Source organism: Aequoribacter sp., assembly GCF_965659035.1.
Classification (GTDB): Bacteria; Pseudomonadota; Gammaproteobacteria; order Pseudomonadales; family Halieaceae; genus Aequoribacter.
Map to the genome: position 1 here is coordinate 1 of NZ_CBFHWH010000003.1, position 15,048 is coordinate 15,048.

Sequence of the window (15,048 nt, forward strand, 5' to 3'; positions counted from 1 at the left end):
GTTCTAAACGTCGGATAATCGTGGTGTTACTAATACCAAGCCGGTTCGCTGCCTTTCTCGAAGACCGTTCACGATTTAGTGCTAGCAGTATTTTCAGATCATCCCAGTTCATTGTGTGACGTTGCGTTCAGAGTTTATTGCCGTTTTTATCAATGACGCTAATCTCGCCACCTGTATTCGCATCACTGATACAGCGCATGACCGAGCGACCACCGGTCGGCGGTACGACTTGCAGTTTGATGGTGGTGACGCCAGACCGGGTCTTAGAGCTTTTCACTTTCACAATCGACTCCTCACCCAGGGCTTGTTTAACGATAGCTTGGCACGTGTTGTACTGATCGCTTGAATCTTGAGCAAACGCGACGTTGCCAAACAAACTGAAACTGATGATACCGGTAATTAGTGTAACTTTAGATAGTGTTTTCATTGCGACTCTCCTGTTCGTGTTGTGGACACTGCTGAAGTATACGCGTTACGCATGCGTTACGATTGCAACAAATTTGAACTCATGTGGCTCAAATTTGGGTCGGCTCGCTGCGAGCGCAGTCGCCTAGACGCTCTATTTTATTGATGCGGTTGAGTCTTAAGTACGGATACTTGAGCCTGCTAAATTTAGCTCGATAGCTCTAAAACGGCATGAATACATTGATAGCCGGCCAATCCACCGAAGACCAAAAATAGTAATCCCCCCGCTCTGTGCAGCCAGTGCAAGGGTACTCTGCCGGTTAATGTCTTGCCGGCCCAGATGCCCAAGGCAGAGATGAGTACTAATGCAAGGCTGGCGCCGACCCATACGGGTATAGCGGCTAAGGAAGTCGACAGCCCGGCTACAGCAATTTGAGTTTTGTCGCCAAACTCAGAAACTAAAATCATCAAAAAGGTGGTGACAAACACGCCGTGATTGGATTTTTCTTGAACTTCGAGAGCTTCATCGTCATCACCTGAACGTAGTGCTTGCATACCAAAGGCAAAAAACATTGCAGCGACGATGCCCGCTAACACGCTCTCAGGAATCCAGGCTGAGACGCTAGAGCCAAAAGCAACCGCTAGGATATTCAGTAGAAGAAACGCTGATGCGGCGCCCAAAAGCACAGGCCAGTGTCGGTGGCGCGTTGCCAGCGCCATGCAAACCAGCTGACTTTTGTCGCCGATCTCCGCCAGAGACACTAAGCTGAATGTAGAGACCGAGGCGGTCATAAAATCTGATGGTGTCACCATAAGCGCTCAATAAGTTGAAAGAGGTGGTGGGTCGGTTTCGGGTGCTATACCAACTCGTTTGGCCATGGGGTTCACGAGTATGCAGCGGCGCAGTGAGTTAACTGTGTTAAGCTCTTTTTAGCACAAATGAACCGCCACTCGTTTTGTAGACGCTTTACTGTCGCTTTGTTATGCCGGCCTTCGCCGCCAGCGACACTCGCGCCTTCGCGCCCGTGCGGTGAACATTATACGGTTTCATACATTGGTGTGACACTGGTCAAAAGGATATTTCCGATGAATGAAGACGGTAAAAGCAAAAAACCTAAGACGAACAATATGGGTCTAGCTATCGCAATGGGAGCTGGACTCGGTATTATTTTTGGCGAGTTTGCTTTTGATAGTGTGGGTATTGGTCTAGTTATCGGAGCAGGAATTGGTATTGCGTTTAGCAGCTTTAATCATTCCAAATAAAATCGCCCTACTGTGCGGCGACAACCGTATGATCGGGGTTTTCGTGTCGGACGATATCGTCCCTCCTTGCACGCCTCAGACTTGCTTGCGTACGCTTTTCGTTTTCAATCTCAGTTAGCTTGTTGTCAATGACTGAGCTGTTTAGGTAGCGAGCGTCATCTATAAACTAATCTGGATGCGCATCGCATCGATTACTCCTGCTTATGACTTGGGGGACTAACGGTGCCAACATTCGCGTTTAGCCAAGCATCATTTTCCGGCCCACAAAGGTGGCGTAGCCGCGCTAGGTTGATCTGGTGGCTGATCACGTTGCCGTTTCGTTTTCCGGTGGTTTTTCTTAAACCGCTCGGTATTAACCCCATGCACGATTTACCCATTTGCTTCGACGAACTGGGCGGGCAAAAGGCGCTGTTTGGCGTCTCGATCCAAAAGCCAAACGGAGAGTAGTTTTGGTGTATGGGTATAAAGGGATTGGAAGTGTGTGGCGATAGTTGAAACTCATGGATTACCAAATGACGCATAGGGGGGATTGCACCAGCTGATCAAAGTAAGTAATTGGGTTGGTCGATTCAGCCTAAAGCTGGATGTGGTATTTTGTACCCGAGCTATTCAAATTACAGCCCTTTGTCCCAACTGCCCACAGTAAGTGAGCAAATGGGGGTTGGCTAGTTTCGCCTGATGGGCTTTTTCGGCTTGCGGCTGCGTTTGCCATCGAAAAAGGCCAATACTCTGAACCAATAGAGCGATTCTTCATAACCTAAGCCGTACGTTGGGCGTGCAGGCGGGATGAGCCCCAGTTTGCGTCCTAGGCTGACAATCACGTAGAACGTGAGTTTTAGCGTCAGCCAAGGAGCGAGTGCCACGAATACCATCAGGCAATACTGGGCTTTTGAGACATTCTTGGGCGTGTAACTTTCTACCCAGGAGCCTATTCGATGTTTTGAATCTGCTCGCGCATCTGCTCGATCAGCACCTTAATCTCGACGGCGGCCTGGGTGATATCCGTGTGAATCGACTTCGATGCGATGGTGTTGGCCTCCCGGTTGAGCTCCTGCATCAGGAAGTCGAGCTTGCGCCCGCAGGGGCCACCTTGGCTTAGAATTCGCAGCATTTCGTCAAGGTGAACGCCAAGGCGGTCGAGCTCTTCTTCAAGGTCGGATTTCTGGGCGAATATTACCAGCTCTTGCGCTAGGCGCTGTTCATCGACAGATATTGCGCTGTCTTCAAGTTTTTGCCTAAGCCGAGTATGGTAGCTTTCTCGCGCCGCGGGGTATGTGCTGTTAATACGCTCGATCTGTGCGCGAATATCGTTTACCCGTTCTTGCAGTGTTGTGGCTAGACTCTCGCCCTCGCGCTGTCGTGACTCGATGAGTTGCATCAAGGCCTCTGCCAAACAGCCCAACACGGTAGATTCGATTTGTTCAATACCGATACTTTGCTTTACTAATACGCCGTCCCACTGCAGAACTTCAAGCGCATTGGCTTTCGCTACTGTATCGCCAGCCTGTTGAGCAACCGCTTGCAAAAGCGCTAACACGCTCTCGAGCTTGCTTTGGTTGATGGTCAGAGATGACTCGCTATTGGTGGCGGTGCCAAAGCGAATACCGATATCGACTTTGCCGCGCGCAAGCGTTTGCTTTACCTGCTCGCGGATTTTTGCCTCTAGGCTGTTCAGTGACTCTGGGAGCCGTAAATAAAGATCGAGGTGGCGTTGATTGACGCTGCGAATCTCAACTTGAATGCTGCTGCCCTGTTGGTCTGCTTCGGCTCGGCCAAAGCCTGTCATGCTGTGAATCATAGCGTCTCCTTTTGCTCGCGATTGTAGCACCACCTATACGGATGTGCGATTCGCTCGGTTGCGGGCTCAGGCTTTGCTATACTAGAGCCCTTTGGGAGTCACCTTATGCAGCGACCCAGCGGGCGCCAGCCACACGAGCTTCGTGAAATCACTATTTCACGCAATTACACCTGCCACGCCGAGGGCTCGGTACTTGTCGAGTTCGGCCGCACAAAAGTCCTTTGCAATGCCTCGGTCTCCGAAGGTGTCCCTCGGTTTCTGCGCGGCTCGGGTCAAGGTTGGATTACCGCAGAATATGGCATGCTACCCCGGTCGACGGGGTCGAGAATGGATCGCGAAGCAGCGCGCGGTAAACAGGGTGGCCGCACCCTAGAGATTCAGCGTTTGATTGGACGCTCTTTGCGTGCGGTTGTGGATCTTAAGCGTCTAGGTGAATACACCATCACCGTCGATTGCGATGTGATACAAGCCGATGGCGGCACGCGTACGGCGTCGATCACTGGCGCTTGCGTGGCACTCGTTGATGCCTTAAACGGCCTGCAACGCGATAAGTCGTTAAAAACGGATCCTTTAAACCAGCTCGTGGCTTCGGTTTCAGTCGGTGTATACCAGGGCGTCCCTGTGCTTGATTTAGACTATCCAGAAGATTCCTCAGCGGATACCGATATGAATGTGGTCATGGGTGAGGACGGTGGGCTCATCGAGGTGCAAGGCACGGCTGAGGGCGCAACCTTCGATCGAGCTACCTTGAATCAAATGCTGGATTTAGCCGAAGCGGGTATTCGCGACTTGTTTGAAGCGCAGCGTAAGGCCTTGGCCAAGGGCTAGTGCGGGGTTGGACCTAGAGGCCTTAGACCTCTAGGTCGTAATCCATGATCACGGGGGCGTGCGTTGAAAAGCTCTTCGCCTTGTAAATGACACCGTAGTCGATGTTGTACTTTAGCCCTTTGGACACCAGCTGGAAGTCCGTACGCATGCCGTCAACGCCCACTTGGCCTCCGGGCCAAAAACTATATTCATCGCTGTCGGAGTTCACTTCTCTAAAGGCGTCAACGTAGCCCAGCTCCATGATTTCGTCGAGGCTTTGGCGCTCTTCGGCTAAGAAACCGGGTAACTTGCTGCGACGCTCGGTGTATTCAACATCTTTGGCTTTGTGTGCGATGCGCCAGTTGCCGCAGATAATAAACTCGCGCCGTTTGTGGCTAACCTTTTCTAAGTGAGCAACAAGTAGCTGATAGAACTCGTTTTTGCGGGCTTGGGCGGCCGCGTCGTTGGGCGCTGCATAGGGCGCAATCAAGGAGCCTATACTTACGTTGCCAAAGTCGGCTTGGATATAGTGGCCGTCCATGTCAAAGTCAGTGAAGCCCAATCCAGTCATGATCGCTTTTGGTAGTTCTTTGCAGTAAATCGCAACGCCGTCTTTTTTGGAGTCGTTAAGATTGTCGTAGAAGTAGGCATTGTATTCGCGCGGAAAGAAGGAATCTTTCCGTAAGTCGTATTCGGAGCAGCGGATATCTTGGATACAAATGAAATCCGCGTCTTGGTCGCGAACCCACTCGTAAAACCCTTGTTTTTCGGCCTCGACCAATCCGTCGGCGCTAAAACTGATAACCCGCATTCATAGCTCCCTAATACTAGAATGTGTATGATACCTAACATTAGGGCGTATGAGTATGTTTAAAGCGTGCCATTCGTTGTTTTATTTAAATTAAGTTGACGCCAACAACCATGAACGTGATGCGAACTGCATCAAAATAAAGCATTTAAGAGCTAAAGTGGTGCGTTGAGTCATAAGGCGAGGAATAGCGGAAGTGCGAACCTATCAAAACCGGTTTATCGAGCTTGCTAAAAAGCACGATGCACTCAAGTTTGGCGAATTTACCCTAAAATCGGGGCGCGTTTCGCCCTACTTTTTTAATGCCGGTGCGTTCAATAGCGGTGCAACCTTGGCAGAGTTAGGTCGATGTTATGCGGATTGCATTATGGCTTCTGGGATTGAGTTTGATGTACTGCTAGGCCCTGCGTATAAAGGTATTCCGCTCGCGGCCGTAACCGCAGTCGCATTGGCCGATCAGCACGGTTTAGATGTGCCGTTTGCCTACAATCGTAAAGAAGCCAAAACACATGGCGAAGGTGGTGTTATGGTGGGTGCGCCGCTTGAGGGACGAATTTTGATCATCGATGATGTCATTACGGCGGGAACGGCAGTGTCAGAAGTTATAGAAATGATCGATACTGCGGGTGCGCAAGCGGTGGGTGTGGTTATCGGGTTAGATCGGCAAGAAAAACTTGATGGCGACGCTTCTGCGGTACAAACCATTTCGGCTAAGTTCAATTTGGCGGTAGCAAGTATCGTGAACTTTGCTGACCTGATTGATTATCTAGGGCAGGACCGGGGTGCAGATGACAGTGTATTGCTTGCTATGCAACACTACCGTGCTAAATACGGTGCGACAGAATAATAGGATAAGCACATGACCAAGAGCCGACTCCCGCTATCGTACCTTGTGCTTATTGTCGCTTGCCTGGGTACCAAAGATGCTGTCGGGGCAAAAGAGTTGTATAAGTACAAGGATGCCTCGGGTATCCCAGTGATTAATGATCGTTTGCCGCCCGAGGCTGTGCCGTTAGGATACGAGGTCCTGAGCGAAGACGGTGTTGTTATTCGGGTTGTGCCGCCTCAAATGACGGAAGAAGAGTTCGCTTTGCAAAGCGCTCAGGAAAGAGAGGCGCAGGCAAAGCGCGAAGCCGCGGCTGCGCAAAAAGCGCGAGATGAATCCCTGTTAATGCGGTATAGCTCGGTTGCCGATATCGAGGCCGCTCGAGAGCGGGCGCTTCAGTCCATTCGGATTCGGGTGAGCATATTAAGAAGCAATGTACGTTCAGCGGTGCAGCAAATCGAAAACTATCAGGCGCAGGCCGCTAACATTGAGCGCAGTGGTGGCAAGGTGGATGAAGCGACCAGCGAGGCGATCGAGATTGCGAGGCGCAGACTCGCTTTAACTCAAAAGGCTCTGGCTGAACGCGAGATTGAGATCGACAAGGTCACCGCCGAATATCAAGTGGACATCGATCGGTTTAAGCACCTTGAGGATCAGGTGGAAATGCGGCGCACACTCACCATACAAGAGTAGCCGCGACGCACTGTAATCCGCGAACGCTTAGTCCAATAACCCGTGAGTGAGTACTTGCCACTGCTGCTGCCAGCCGGCCGTCGGCACGCGTTTGAACTCGCTGCGCACAAATTGAATCAGGCGCCCTTCCGCCGCGGCCATCATAAGGTTGGCGGCCGAAGCCACTGGGATTTGTGTGCGCTTGCCTTCCCGTAATTCGGCTTCCCTTAATATTTGTTTTAGCTGGGTCTCGAGACGATCAAACAATTGTCCAACTCGATTGCGTAAGCGCTCGGTCTCCCCAGTCAGTACATCTCCCGTCATTAGACGGGTAATGCCGGGGTTCTTCTCGGCAAAGCCCAGCAACAGGGCAACGATGCGTTCGCACTGCACTAGGGCGCTTTGCTGCTCTTTAATGATGATCGCTATACGTGTAAAAAGCGTCTCTTCAATAAACTCAATGAGACCCTCGAACATTTTGGTCTTGCTCGGGAAGTGTCGATAAAGCGCAGCTTCAGAGACTCCGACCTGCTCGGCCAAAGCCGCGGTCGTGATTCGAGCGCCGGGGCTTTGTTCTAGCATGGTTGCCAGTGTTTCCAGTATTTCTTGCTTACGTTGGCCTTTTTGTCGAGTCATGGTTCGCCTTATTACCGGTTGGGCCGGTTGGTGATTAAAGTGCCAATACCTTGGTCCGTAAAAATTTCGAGCATGGTGGCGTGGGGGACGCGACCATCAATAATGTGGGCGCTATTGACGCCCCCCTTGACGGCATCTAAGGCGCATTGAATTTTAGGAAGCATGCCGCCATAAATCGTGCCATCTGCAATGAGTTCGTCCACTTGGCTCGTGCTTAAGCCGGTCAGGATGTTGCCCTCGCGATCCAGTAAGCCCGAGACGTTGGTTAACAGCATCAGCTTTTCTGCTTGCATGACTTCGGCAATCTTTCCCGCCACCAAGTCAGCGTTGATATTGTAGGTGGCGCCCTGAGCATCTACGCCAATAGGCGCAATCACCGGTATGAAATTGCTGCCCAGAATGACTTGAAGTACTTCGGTGTCGATAGACTTTACTTGGCCCACGTGGCCGATATCGATGATCTCTGGCGCGCCCAGTTCGGGCGAGTAGCGATCGATGGTCATTTTCTTGGCGCGAATAAACTGTCCGTCTTTGCCGGTAACTCCAATCGCCTTACCGCCATTGCGATTAATTGATGCGACGATCTCTTTGTTGACGCTGCCGCCCAGGACCATCTCGACCACATCCATGGTTTTGGCATCCGTGACTCGCATACCGTCAATAAACTCGGTCTTAATGTTCAGGCGCTCAAGTAACGAACCAATCTGCGGGCCGCCACCGTGCACAACGACGGGGTTCATCCCTACCAGTTTCATGAGCACGATGTCCCGCGCGAAGCTGTCGTGTAGCTCGGCATCGGTCATGGCATTGCCGCCGAACTTGACCACAATGGTCTTGCCTGTGAAACGTTGTATGTAGGGTAGCGATTCGGTCAGTACCTGAGCGATATTAAGAGCATTTTCGCGACTGAGAGACATGCGTGTTTTTCCGTCCTTAAAAAGGTAGCAGTAAATTCGGGTTGAGGTTTAACAGCGCTTGGCCAACAGCGCTTTGTAAGGTCTTAAGTTGCTCTTCAGAGTCGGCCTCGAAGCGCAGTGTTAGTGCTGCGCTGGTGTTTGAGGCCCGAACTAGCGCCCAGCCATGGGTGTAATCAACTCGGAGCCCATCGATGGTGGTGATTTTACCATCTTTAAAGTCGGCTTGGGCGAGTAGCGCTTCAACCAACTCGAATTTTTCGCTGTCCGGCACTGAAATAAGTAATTCGGGAGTGCTCAAGGCATTGGGCAGGTCGGCTAGCAGATCCACGAGCGGTATCTCGTCGGCACTGATAATTTCGGCGAGTCTCGCCGCTGCGTAGACGCCGTCATCAAAACCGTACCAGCGTTCTGAGAAAAAGATATGGCCTGAAAATTCGCCGCCTAAAATAGCCCCGGTTTCGCGCATTTTCTGCTTCATGAGTGCGTGACCTGTTTTCCACAGTACCGGTCTGCCGCCCAGACGTGAGATCAGGTCCCCCAGTTGGTGGCTGCATTTAATGTCGTAAACCACATCACTACCTGGGTTGCGGGACAGTACATCTCGAGCGAGTACCATCATCAAGCGATCGGTTCGGATGATATTGCCCTCGCTGTCGACAGCCGCGATGCGGTCGCCATCGCCATCAAAAGCGACACCAAGATCCGCTTGTTCACGCTTAACTCGAGCCGCCAAGGGTGCCAAGTTTTCCTCGTTGCTGGTGTCGGGCGAGTGGTTGGGGAAGTTGCCGTCAATGTCGCAATTCATGCTGACCACGTCGCACCCTAGCTGCTCGAAGAGCAGCGGAGCAACTCGGCCTGCCACGCCATTGCTGGCGTCGATCACAATCTTGAGTGGTGCTGGTATCAGGATATCGTCGCTTATTTTGCGCAGGTAAGCCGGAATGACGTCTTCACGGCTCAAGGCGCCCTGCCCGCTGCTAAACATACCGGTTTTGGCTAGGGTGTAGAGTGACTTGATGGCCCCCGATGCAAGTGGTTTGCGATCGAGTACAATTTTAATGCCGTTAATTTCAGCTTCATTGTGGCTGCCCGTAATCATTAGACCCGATCGGTATTCCAGCTCGTGAGTAGCGAAGTACATTACGGGTGATGGCACCACGCCAATGTCGATAATGTCGATACCTGAGGCCAATAACGATTTAATGAGAGCTGCTTTAATGCGCGGACTAGACAAGCGTCCGTCGCATCCGATAATCAAGGTATACTCGCCCTGGTCGGCAGCCATGGTCGCTATCGCGCCGCCAATCGCAGTAACGATCTCGTCGGTGAGTTCGGTGTCCGCCACGCCGCGAATGTCGTAGGCTCGAAAGATTTGTTCAGGTAGCTCATCAAGCGTTAGTTGACGAGCCTGACTGGTAATAACGCGGTCGCTTTGAAGCGTGCTGGTTACCGTGAGAGTCTTGCGTTGGGTGTCATCAGTAGCGGCTGTCACTGATTCGGTATCGGCTATGAGTGCGCTCGGCTCGTCAGGTTCGAGATGGGTGCTGATTGGCTCCGATGTAGACACTGTCTCGTGGGTTTCAGGCTCGACTTCTTTTGGTTTGGCGCTGACAAAATCCAGCACCTCGTCTGAGGCGAAAGCGGAAAGATCAAATTCACCCTCGGCAACAGTATCGGTCTCGACGCTCTTTGGGCCTAGCTCTAGAAGCTCGTCTGTATCGCTGAGTTCAAGTTTCGTCGTTTGTTTCGAGTCTTCTTCTGCGGACGTCCGCTCTGGACTCTCGGGGGTCTCCAGAGAGGCAAGTATCGCCTCCATCTCGTCTTCGGGGGAATTGTTCGACAGCGGGGGCTCTTCCTGTGTCGGAGTCTCTGCTGTCGCAGTGTCCTCAGGTGCCGCGACCTCCTCATCCGATGCCCCTTCTACCTCAGGGGGCATTGTTCGGTGTCGACGGCTGCGAACCTCATCCATTATGGCGCTCATGCTGTTTTCGCCGCTTGGTACAGGCGTCGACTTCATAAAACTGGGTACGGTTGGTGCCGAGTTTAAGTCGGGTAAGTCGAGCTCTGAGAGCTCGTTATTAGGCCCCTGCGTGTCGCTCATCCTGGTAATTAACGGTTCTAGTTCTGGCCAGACATCGCCCGCAGATGACTGTGTTGCCTCAGCCAGCAGGATAGCATCGATACTACGTTGCAAATTCTTTCGGCTTTGCGCTAACAAATACCAAGGCGGTATAACAACGCAAAGCGAGATTAGCAGCAGGCTTAGGTATAGCCCCCACGGCGTTTTTATCAGCTGCTCGGAGGTCTTCGCGCTGGGGGTGTAGCGTAACTCCCAGTCGCTACCGGCAATAGCCCGCGTCTGGATGCCATTTTCGCGGGTACCCAGGTTTCCGAGTTGGAGTATCGGGTGCAGATTCGTGCCGCTTGCTCCCCTGAGTATTTGTCCCAAAATCAGGTTGGGTGCGTTGGCTCGATCTGTGGGGGTGAGCAATGTGCGGTAATAGCTTTCGGTTCGCGTCAGCAAGGCAACGCCTCGGTTACCGTTACTGCTCTGCCATTCTGAGGCGACGGCAAATGAGACTAGGCTTTGCTGGTCAACAATGTAGGCCTCTGGAGGTGGGGTATTAAGTTGTGCTCGTCTTATCAAGTCTACTTCGATATGGTTTCTGAGCTGCTCGGTACCTGCCATCATCGCTGAAGTACCCATATCGTCCAATTTAATCAGTTGCACACTAAGCGCCTCTGGGAAAGCGCTGGCAATTTGTGCTTGTGCGGCGGCAAGTGCCTCGGGTGTTCCCTGCTCTATGGCCTCCCTTGCAATTGATCCATTCAGCAGATTCGCGAGCTGCGCTTGAGTCAATCGGATATTTTGGGCAATACGTTCGGCCAGTGCGGCCGACTCGGCTTCGCTGACTTGGGAGTAGGTGCGCTCGGTTTGCTGAGGTACGTGAACCGCCAGAATGAAAACCAGGGCTAACGCAGTGACCAAAAGCGACGCTCCGTAGATTCGCGCGATAATGATCAGTAAGGCCTTGGGATGTTTGGCAAGTACAGCAGCAAAAGCGGGTTTAATCATGAGATTCACTGACTCGTTACGCGGTTAATGGGTGCGGCGATATTCTTTGGCAAGCTCATCGATGCAGGTTCGAGCGACGTCCAACTTGCTCGCTTCCGGTAAGTGTAATTCTAACTCTGAACCAATAATGATGACTCTGTTATGGTCCTGTCCGAATACAGCATCGTTGCCGACATCGTTGGCAATAATAAGATCGAGCTGTTTGCGAATTCGTTTTTCGCGCGCATGGTCAAGTACGTGTTGCGTTTCAGCGGCAAAACCAACCGTGTACAGCGAGGGAAACTCTCTACTGATGGTGGCAACAATATCAGGGTTTTGGGTAAGTTCTATGGTCAGCCCGCTGTCCCCTTGCTTTTTGAGTTTATGATCCGCAACGGTTACCGGTCTATAGTCGGCCACCGCGGCGCAGGCAATAAAAATATCTGCCTGGTGACAGGCATTTTGACAGGCGTTTAGCATGTCTCGGGCGCTTTCGACATCAATCCGAGTGGTCCGCGCCGGTGTGTCTAGGTGAACGGGGCCGGCGACAAGCGTGACCGTCGCGCCTGCTTCAATAGCTGCGCGGGCCAGCGCGAAGCCCATTTTGCCTGAGCTGTGGTTGCCGATGAAGCGCACGGGGTCTATGGCTTCTCGGGTTGGACCTGCGGTAATCACCAAGCGCAAACCCTCAAGCGCTCTTGAGGGGAAGTGTGTATGCAATGCATCGACGATATCGGTGGGTTCGCTCATACGCCCTGAGCCGACATCGCCGCACGCTTGCTCACCAGCATCGGGTCCAACGAACACAAACTTACGTCGTCGCAGCGTGTCGCAATTGTCTTGCGTGGCCGTTTGCGCCCACATCTGCTGATTCATGGCGGGCGCAACAAATACGGGCGCTGCAGTGGCTAGCACAAGGGTGGTCAGTAGATTGTCGGCATCGCCATTCGCAAGTTTGGCGAGAACATCGGCCGTCGCGGGCGCAATCACAATGGCATCAGCCCAGCGCGCCAGTTCGATGTGACCCATGCCGCGTTCGGCTTCAGCGTCGAGCAGCTCGGTATGTACAGGGTTTCCGCTTAAGGCCTGCAGCGTCAAAGGGGTGATAAAGGCTTGCGCACCCTCGGTCATCACAACGCGAACATTGGCACCTTGCTTCTGCAGTTGGCGCACTAATTCCGCGGATTTGTAGGCTGCGATGCCTCCACAAACTCCGATGATGATATTTCGCTGATTAAGATGTCCCATTGGGCCTCTGACTATGGACAATAACCGAGGTGTAAAGATAACACCGTAAGCGGTTTGGATACAGAGACAGTTAATAGGAGCGACTGAGTGGTAACTAATTGTTGTAGCGAGGATTTAAGTGAGCTGAGCAGCGCCGAACTGTTGGCTATTCAGTTGGGTATCGAGAACGAAGGGAGACACGTGGCTGAATCCTTGCTGAAACAATGCGGTGGTTTGGCGCGAGTACTCAAATCGGATTACGCATGGTTGCGCACGATGGTGGGTCTTTCTCCACGGTCCATAAGGCGCTTGAGGGTGGTGGTGGAGTTATCGTCTCGAGCCGCAAAAGAGGCCCTGCTGCATGTCGACGCGCTGTCTAATCCAGATTTAGTGCGCGAGTATTTGTCGGAGTATCTGGTTGCGGCTAAGCGCGAGCACTTCGTGTGCCTGTATCTGGACGTGCGTAATCAAGTGCTCAAGGTCGATACCTTATTTTCGGGTACGGTTGACGCCGCTAGCGTGTACCCCCGAGAAATCGTCAGCACAGCCTTGCAGGTGGGTGCTGTAAATATCATCATTGCGCACAATCACCCATCGGGAAGCTCGCAGCCCAGCGATGCTGACCATCGCGTGACGGAAAAGGTTCGTAAGGCTTTGGGCTTGGTCGACATTTGTTTGTTGGATCATTTGGTTTTGGGGCAGGGAGAATTTTTTTCGTTTGCAAAAGCGGGATTTTTATAGGTTTGGCTTGCTTCGCGAGCGGTGCTCTGGTATAAAGTCGCGCTCCGTGCGCTGGGGGTAAAAATCCAGCGTGGTTACCGAATTTACGATCCCACCAACGATGGGAGAGGCGAAAGATGTCAAGAGTATGTCAAGTAACGGGAAAGCGTCCCGTGACAGGAAATAACGTATCACACGCAAAAAACCGCACACGTCGTCGTTTTTTGCCTAATTTGCACAGCCACCGTTTTTGGGTTGAGTCAGAAAAGCGCTTTGTTCGTCTGCGCGTTTCAAGCAAAGGTATGCGTGTTATTGATAAGCGCGGTATCGACACCGTATTAGCTGAGCTTCGCGCTCGTGGCGAGAAGGTATAAGGAGTAGATCATGAGAGAAAAAATCCGAATGATTTCATCAGCGGGTACCGGACATTTCTATACCACTGACAAAAACAAGCGCACGACTCCTGACAAACTGGAAATGAAAAAGTTTGATCCAGTGGTTCGCAAGCACGTCATGTATAAAGAAGGCAAGATCAAGTAATCTTGATGCTTGTGCTTTGCCGAAACCCCGGTATAGCCGGGGTTTTTTGTGCCCGGATGAACCATGCCTGAATTACCTGAAGTCGAAACCACCTGTCGGGGCATTGAGCCTCATGTTCTTAACAAGCCCATCTGCAGTGTGCTTGTGCGCGATACCCGTTTGCGTTGGCCTGTGCCGGCTGACTTGGCGAGCTCTCTGGTCGGTGGGCAATTTTCGCGCGTCGAGCGCCGAGCAAAATATATTGTCCTGCATCACACCGATGGTTTTGTACTGGCCCACCTTGGTATGACCGGCTCTATGCGGATTGTAAATACCGGTGAGCCAATTAAAGCGCACGACCATGTCGACATTTGCTTTGAAAATGGCGTTATTCTGCGCTATCACGATCCCAGGCGGTTTGGCTCTATCCACTGGATTGCAGGCCAAGATTTAGGGCACCCGTTGCTCGACACCCTAGGGCCCGAGCCTTTGAGCGACGACTTTTCAGGGCGATCACTCTATGCCCGTTCGCGCGGTAAAACCCAAGCCGTCAAATTGTTTATTATGGATGCCAAAGTGGTGGTGGGTGTCGGTAATATTTATGCCAACGAGGCCTTGTTTGCGGCAGGCATTGACCCTCGCCGCGCAGCGGGCAACGTGAGTTTGGCGAGGTATCAGGATCTTGCCCAGCACATCAAGCGTATTTTGTCCTACGCGATTGCTCGGGGTGGTACGACCCTTAGGGATTTTGTGGGAGGCGACGGTAAGCCGGGTTATTTTAAACAAGAACTCAATGTATATGGTCGCGCGGGACTGCCCTGCGTGACTTGCGCCAAGTCCCTAAATGAAGTGCGCTTGGGGCAGCGCACCACGGTGTTTTGCACTGCGTGTCAGCGCTGATAGCGCGCGATAAGTCGCTCGGCTACAGGCTTAGGGACAAAGGGGGTAATATCGCCATTCAATACCGCTATCTCTCTCACTAGCGAAGAGCTAATAAAGCCCAAGTGCTCAGAGGGTGTTAAAAAGACCGATTCGAATTCTGGGTGCATGGCGCGATTCATGTTGGCAAGCTGAAGCTCGTATTCAAAGTCGGACACCGCACGAAGCCCACGCAATACGCAGTTTGCTCCCTGGGAACGCACAAAATCGATGAGCAAATTATTAAAGCCTACGACTTCAACGTTCGGTAAATGGGCAAGCGATTGCTGGCACAACTCGATGCGTTCTTCTAGCGAAAACATGGGTGTTTTTTTCTCGCTGTAGGCAATACCGACAACAACACGTTTAAATAGTCGAGACGCCCGCTCGGTAAGATCAACGTGGCCGTTGGTGATGGGGTCGAAAGTGCCTGGGTAAACAACGGTATCAATTTGCATGGTGATTGCTCCTACAAGT

General features: G+C 52.1%; 18 protein-coding genes. 8 read left to right on the top strand and 10 right to left on the bottom strand.

The annotated features are described in order from the left end of the window. The 3 genes from ACTF5Z_RS01035 to ACTF5Z_RS01045 all read right to left on the bottom strand — a co-directional run. On the bottom strand, positions 1 to 112 hold a 112-nt coding region (locus tag ACTF5Z_RS01035; RefSeq protein WP_438984209.1), incomplete at its 3' end, for a LysR family transcriptional regulator. Positions 113 to 127: 15 nt separating this feature from the next. Further along, a complete protein-coding gene (locus ACTF5Z_RS01040) occupies positions 128 to 427 on the bottom strand; it encodes a hypothetical protein (protein WP_423853377.1) in 300 nt (99 codons plus the stop codon). Positions 428 to 612: 185 nt separating this feature from the next. Then, a complete protein-coding gene (locus tag ACTF5Z_RS01045; protein ID WP_423853379.1) occupies positions 613 to 1,218 on the bottom strand; it encodes a TMEM165/GDT1 family protein in 606 nt (201 codons plus the stop codon). A 273-nt stretch (positions 1,219 to 1,491) separates the two neighbouring features. Here ACTF5Z_RS01045 and ACTF5Z_RS01050 point away from each other — a divergent pair, with 273 nt between their 5' ends. Continuing rightward, entirely contained in the window at positions 1,492 to 1,668 is a 177-nt protein-coding gene (locus tag ACTF5Z_RS01050) for a hypothetical protein (RefSeq protein ID WP_438984162.1), read from the top strand. 928 nt (positions 1,669 to 2,596) lie between these two features. Here the strand turns inward: ACTF5Z_RS01050 and ACTF5Z_RS01055 are convergent. Beyond that, entirely contained in the window at positions 2,597 to 3,466 is an 870-nt protein-coding gene (locus ACTF5Z_RS01055; protein WP_423848573.1) for a YicC/YloC family endoribonuclease, read from the bottom strand. A 105-nt stretch (positions 3,467 to 3,571) separates the two neighbouring features. Here ACTF5Z_RS01055 and rph point away from each other — a divergent pair, with 105 nt between their 5' ends. Beyond that, on the top strand, positions 3,572 to 4,294 hold the full coding sequence (gene rph, locus ACTF5Z_RS01060; protein ID WP_423848574.1) for a ribonuclease PH: 723 nt from the start codon (positions 3,572 to 3,574) through the stop codon (positions 4,292 to 4,294). 22 nt (positions 4,295 to 4,316) lie between these two features. Here rph and ACTF5Z_RS01065 read toward each other — a convergent pair whose 3' ends face one another. After that, positions 4,317 to 5,084, bottom strand: coding sequence for an exodeoxyribonuclease III (locus tag ACTF5Z_RS01065; protein ID WP_438984163.1), 768 nt, complete (start codon positions 5,082 to 5,084; stop codon positions 4,317 to 4,319). 193 nt (positions 5,085 to 5,277) lie between these two features. Between ACTF5Z_RS01065 and pyrE the strand changes: the two genes are divergently transcribed. Continuing rightward, positions 5,278 to 5,928, top strand: coding sequence for an orotate phosphoribosyltransferase (gene pyrE / locus ACTF5Z_RS01070; protein ID WP_438984164.1), 651 nt, complete (start codon positions 5,278 to 5,280; stop codon positions 5,926 to 5,928). A gap of 12 nt (positions 5,929 to 5,940) precedes the next feature. Continuing rightward, on the top strand, positions 5,941 to 6,600 hold the full coding sequence (locus ACTF5Z_RS01075) for a hypothetical protein (protein ID WP_438984165.1): 660 nt from the start codon (positions 5,941 to 5,943) through the stop codon (positions 6,598 to 6,600). Between the two features lie 27 nt (positions 6,601 to 6,627). Here the strand turns inward: ACTF5Z_RS01075 and slmA are convergent, their stop codons facing one another. Genes slmA through coaBC form a run of 4 tightly spaced genes read right to left on the bottom strand, consistent with a single transcriptional unit; the run spans position 6,628 to position 12,435 of the window. Then, positions 6,628 to 7,215 (bottom strand): nucleoid occlusion factor SlmA, encoded by a 588-nt coding sequence (gene slmA / locus ACTF5Z_RS01080; protein WP_009576377.1) that lies wholly within the window; start codon positions 7,213 to 7,215, stop codon positions 6,628 to 6,630. Between the two features lie 11 nt (positions 7,216 to 7,226). Next, a complete protein-coding gene (argB, locus tag ACTF5Z_RS01085; RefSeq protein ID WP_423848578.1) occupies positions 7,227 to 8,132 on the bottom strand; it encodes an acetylglutamate kinase in 906 nt (301 codons plus the stop codon). 16 nt (positions 8,133 to 8,148) lie between these two features. Then, positions 8,149 to 11,208: a phosphomannomutase/phosphoglucomutase gene (locus ACTF5Z_RS01090; protein WP_438984166.1), complete on the bottom strand. Its 3,060-nt coding sequence runs from the start codon at positions 11,206 to 11,208 to the stop codon at positions 8,149 to 8,151. 24 nt (positions 11,209 to 11,232) lie between these two features. After that, positions 11,233 to 12,435, bottom strand: coding sequence for a bifunctional phosphopantothenoylcysteine decarboxylase/phosphopantothenate--cysteine ligase CoaBC (gene coaBC, locus ACTF5Z_RS01095; RefSeq protein ID WP_423848580.1), 1,203 nt, complete (start codon positions 12,433 to 12,435; stop codon positions 11,233 to 11,235). 87 nt (positions 12,436 to 12,522) lie between these two features. Here coaBC and radC point away from each other — a divergent pair, with 87 nt between their 5' ends. From radC to mutM, 4 genes are all read left to right on the top strand, one after another. Continuing rightward, the gene (gene radC / locus ACTF5Z_RS01100; protein WP_438984167.1) at positions 12,523 to 13,155 is read left to right on the top strand and encodes a RadC family protein; all 633 of its coding nucleotides are present in this window, start codon (positions 12,523 to 12,525) and stop codon (positions 13,153 to 13,155) included. Between the two features lie 116 nt (positions 13,156 to 13,271). After that, entirely contained in the window at positions 13,272 to 13,508 is a 237-nt protein-coding gene (gene rpmB, locus ACTF5Z_RS01105; RefSeq protein WP_009576370.1) for a 50S ribosomal protein L28, read from the top strand. A 10-nt stretch (positions 13,509 to 13,518) separates the two neighbouring features. Then, positions 13,519 to 13,674: a 50S ribosomal protein L33 gene (gene rpmG / locus ACTF5Z_RS01110; protein WP_009576369.1), complete on the top strand. Its 156-nt coding sequence runs from the start codon at positions 13,519 to 13,521 to the stop codon at positions 13,672 to 13,674. 63 nt (positions 13,675 to 13,737) lie between these two features. Beyond that, entirely contained in the window at positions 13,738 to 14,553 is an 816-nt protein-coding gene (gene mutM, locus ACTF5Z_RS01115; RefSeq protein WP_438984168.1) for a bifunctional DNA-formamidopyrimidine glycosylase/DNA-(apurinic or apyrimidinic site) lyase, read from the top strand. On the opposite strand, the gene coaD is transcribed toward mutM, so the two are convergent. Continuing rightward, positions 14,544 to 15,029, bottom strand: coding sequence for a pantetheine-phosphate adenylyltransferase (gene coaD / locus ACTF5Z_RS01120; protein WP_009576367.1), 486 nt, complete (start codon positions 15,027 to 15,029; stop codon positions 14,544 to 14,546). The genes mutM and coaD overlap by 10 nt on opposite strands. Between the last annotated feature and the right edge of the window lie 19 nt (positions 15,030 to 15,048).

Excerpts from the sequence above, each read along its gene's own strand:
- ACTF5Z_RS01045 (WP_423853379.1), bottom strand. The coding sequence starts at position 1,218 with ATGGTGACACCATCAGATTTTATGACCGCCTCGGTCTCTACATTCAGC.
- slmA (WP_009576377.1), bottom strand. The coding sequence starts at position 7,215 with ATGACTCGACAAAAAGGCCAACGTAAGCAAGAAATACTGGAAACACTG.
- ACTF5Z_RS01090 (WP_438984166.1), bottom strand. The coding sequence starts at position 11,208 with ATGATTAAACCCGCTTTTGCTGCTGTACTTGCCAAACATCCCAAGGCC.
- coaD (WP_009576367.1), bottom strand. The coding sequence starts at position 15,029 with ATGCAAATTGATACCGTTGTTTACCCAGGCACTTTCGACCCCATCACC.
- mutM (WP_438984168.1), top strand. The coding sequence starts at position 13,738 with ATGCCTGAATTACCTGAAGTCGAAACCACCTGTCGGGGCATTGAGCCT.
- ACTF5Z_RS01055 (WP_423848573.1), bottom strand. The coding sequence starts at position 3,466 with ATGATTCACAGCATGACAGGCTTTGGCCGAGCCGAAGCAGACCAACAG.
- rpmB (WP_009576370.1), top strand. The coding sequence starts at position 13,272 with ATGTCAAGAGTATGTCAAGTAACGGGAAAGCGTCCCGTGACAGGAAAT.
- coaBC (WP_423848580.1), bottom strand. The coding sequence starts at position 12,435 with ATGGGACATCTTAATCAGCGAAATATCATCATCGGAGTTTGTGGAGGC.
- ACTF5Z_RS01065 (WP_438984163.1), bottom strand. The coding sequence starts at position 5,084 with ATGCGGGTTATCAGTTTTAGCGCCGACGGATTGGTCGAGGCCGAAAAA.
- ACTF5Z_RS01040 (WP_423853377.1), bottom strand. The coding sequence starts at position 427 with ATGAAAACACTATCTAAAGTTACACTAATTACCGGTATCATCAGTTTC.
- ACTF5Z_RS01050 (WP_438984162.1), top strand. The coding sequence starts at position 1,492 with ATGAATGAAGACGGTAAAAGCAAAAAACCTAAGACGAACAATATGGGT.
- ACTF5Z_RS01075 (WP_438984165.1), top strand. The coding sequence starts at position 5,941 with ATGACCAAGAGCCGACTCCCGCTATCGTACCTTGTGCTTATTGTCGCT.
- rph (WP_423848574.1), top strand. The coding sequence starts at position 3,572 with ATGCAGCGACCCAGCGGGCGCCAGCCACACGAGCTTCGTGAAATCACT.
- rpmG (WP_009576369.1), top strand. The coding sequence starts at position 13,519 with ATGAGAGAAAAAATCCGAATGATTTCATCAGCGGGTACCGGACATTTC.
- argB (WP_423848578.1), bottom strand. The coding sequence starts at position 8,132 with ATGTCTCTCAGTCGCGAAAATGCTCTTAATATCGCTCAGGTACTGACC.